Origin of the sequence: Achromobacter sp. UBA5777, from assembly GCF_002418565.1 — a bacterium.
GTDB classification, from domain to species: domain Bacteria; phylum Pseudomonadota; class Gammaproteobacteria; order Burkholderiales; family Burkholderiaceae_B; genus Achromobacter; species Achromobacter animicus.
In genome coordinates this window covers 1-2,440 of sequence record NZ_DIEJ01000121.1, presented here as the reverse complement: position 1 = coordinate 2,440, position 2,440 = coordinate 1, and the positions used below count along the sequence as shown (strand labels likewise).

General features: G+C 67.5%; 1 protein-coding gene and 1 pseudogene. One reads left to right on the top strand and one right to left on the bottom strand.

Annotated features, from left to right (window positions below; translation table 11 throughout):
- A partial coding sequence (locus B3446_RS09155) for a CHASE2 domain-containing protein (protein ID WP_291380241.1) occupies positions 1-2,100 on the top strand: 2,100 nt, incomplete at its 5' end.
- A 10-nt stretch (positions 2,101-2,110) separates the two neighbouring features.
- On the opposite strand, the pseudogene B3446_RS09150 reads toward B3446_RS09155, so the two are convergent.
- Positions 2,111-2,440, bottom strand: a pseudogene (locus B3446_RS09150) (serine/threonine protein kinase); the annotation flags it as partial.

The following is a 2,440-nucleotide window of genomic DNA, read 5'->3' as shown; positions in this document are numbered from 1 at the left end:
GACGCGCTGGGACGCTGGCCGTGGCGGCGTGCCATCCACGCGGCCTTGCTCGACCGGCTGGCGGGCGCGCGGGCTGTGGGGGTGGATCTCATCTTTGCCGAGCCCGACAAGATCAATGCCGCCGACGATGCCATCCTGGCGGACAGCATCCGGCGCAACGCGCACACCGTGCTGCCCGTGGTCCTGGACCGGCTGAAAAGCCCGACGGCCATCGGCCTGCCGATCCCCGAATTGGCGCAGGCATCGGCCGCCACCGGCTTCATCAATGCAGTCATCGACCCGGACGGCGTCGTGCGCGAAGCCGCCCTCACCGCGCAATTTGCCGGCGACCGCAGAAATCATCTGGCCATCTCGATGCTCGAGGTCGGCGGCGAAGCTGATCGCGCCCAACGGTTGCTCAAGCGCGCAAACGCCGACGGACGCATCCTGATCCCGTATGCCGGCCCGCCCGGCCACGTGCGAACGATCTCCTATCTTTCGGTGCTGCGGGGCGATTGGACGCCCGAAGAGCTGCGCGGCAAGTATGTGCTGGTGGGCGCCTGGGCGACGGGCCTGGGCGACGAGTATCCGACGCCGGTGTCGCACGACGTCAGCGGCATATCGGGCGTGGAGATCATCGCCAACATTCTGCAGGCCGCGCGGGACGACATCGCCTTCCAGCGGCCGCCTGCCTGGTGGAGCGCGCTTTTCGCGCTGTTGCCGGTGTTGCTCGCCAGCTTGGCCTTGTGGCGCCTGTCGCCCAAGAAGGCGCTGCTGGTCAGCCTTGCGCTGCTTGCCGCCATCCCGCTCGCGTCGTGGCTGCTGCTTGCCCAGGCCTATCTGTGGTTCGCACCGACAGCAGCGTTGGCCGGCGTGGCCTTGTGCTATCCGCTCTGGAGCTGGCGCAATCAGGAAGCCGCACTGCGCTATATGGATACGGAACTGCAGCGCCTGCAGCGCGAATATCCGCCGATCCTGAACGAAGCCCGCGTGCAGCTTGCCAATCCGAATGCGTCGCTGGAAAGCCGGGTCAGTGAGCTTCGGCGTGCGCTGGCGCGAGTGCGCAACCTGCGGCGGTTCCTGGCTGACGGGCTGGACGGCATGCCAGATGCGACGCTGGTGTTCGACCAGGAAGGCCGCATGCGATTCCGCAACCAGGCCGCCATCCTGTTCTTCCAGCGGCTTGGCATCCGTCCGCCTCGGATCGGCCGGCCGGCGGCGCACCTGCTGGAACATACCCTCGCCGACGAAGCGGCGCGGACACGCGTGGCCGAGGCGCTAAGCGGCCGCCCGCCCGCCGACGCCGCCTCGCCCTGGAGCGCGGACGTCGAAGTACGCGACCGCGCTGGCCGCGACCTGATCCTGAGATGCGCCCCCATCCACACGGCCGAGGGCCAGTTCGCAGGCACGGTCGCCACGCTGACCGACATCTCAAGCATTCGCCAGGCCGAGCGGCAACGCGAAGAGACGCTGCGCTTCATCTCGCACGACATGCGCGCGCCGCAAAGCTCGATCCTTGCGCTGGTGGAGTTGTCGCGGGAAGGCGGGCAGCAGGAAGCGCGGCCCGAAACGCTCGAGCGCATTGCGATGCTGGCCAACCGCACGCTCACACTGGTCGATGACTTCGTGCATCTGACACGTGCCGAATCGATGCCGATCAGCACCATCGAACTGGATCTGGGCAGTTTGCTGCAGGACGCCGTCGACGATCTCTGGCCGTCTGCCAACAAACGCGGCATCGCATTGGAGACCCGGATGCCGCTGCCGGTTGCCTACACCCGCGGCGAACAGACGCTGCTGATACGCGCGCTCTGCAATCTGGTCGACAACGCCATCAAGTACAGCGCCAGCGGCACGCGGATCGAATGCGGCATCGATGAACAGCCCGCCTTCTGGCGCGTGCGCATCAAGGATCAGGGCCAGGGAATCGCGGCCCAGGACGTAGCCCGGTTGTTCGAACCGTTTGCGCGGGTGGGCGTTGAAACGCGGGGGGATGTGGGCGGTGCCGGGTTGGGACTGGCTTTCGTGCACACCGTCGCCAAACGGCATGCCGGGCGCATCGAGGTGCAGAGTGAACCGGGCGTCGGCTCCGAGTTCATCCTGCACCTGCCGAAGGTGTAGTCCGCCTTACTTATTGGAAGGTGTGCGAGATGACCGCCGGCTTGCCCGGCTTGACCTCGAGCGTCATGCGCAACGGCGGCAGGTCGGCGTTGCGCACGACCACCTGGTACTTGCCCGGAATCAGCTTGAGGTCTTTCACGGGCGGGCTGATGCCGCGCGCCACGCCGTTGATCCAGACTTCACCCCAAGGACGGATGTCCAGCCGCACGGTGACCGGCACGGGCTTGGGCTTGGGCGCCTCTTCAGTGGCGGCGGGCGGCGCCGGTTCCTGCACTTCGGGGGTCGGCGGCGCCTCGGCGGTACTCGCCGGATTTGACTGCGCCCCCGCGGATGACGCGGC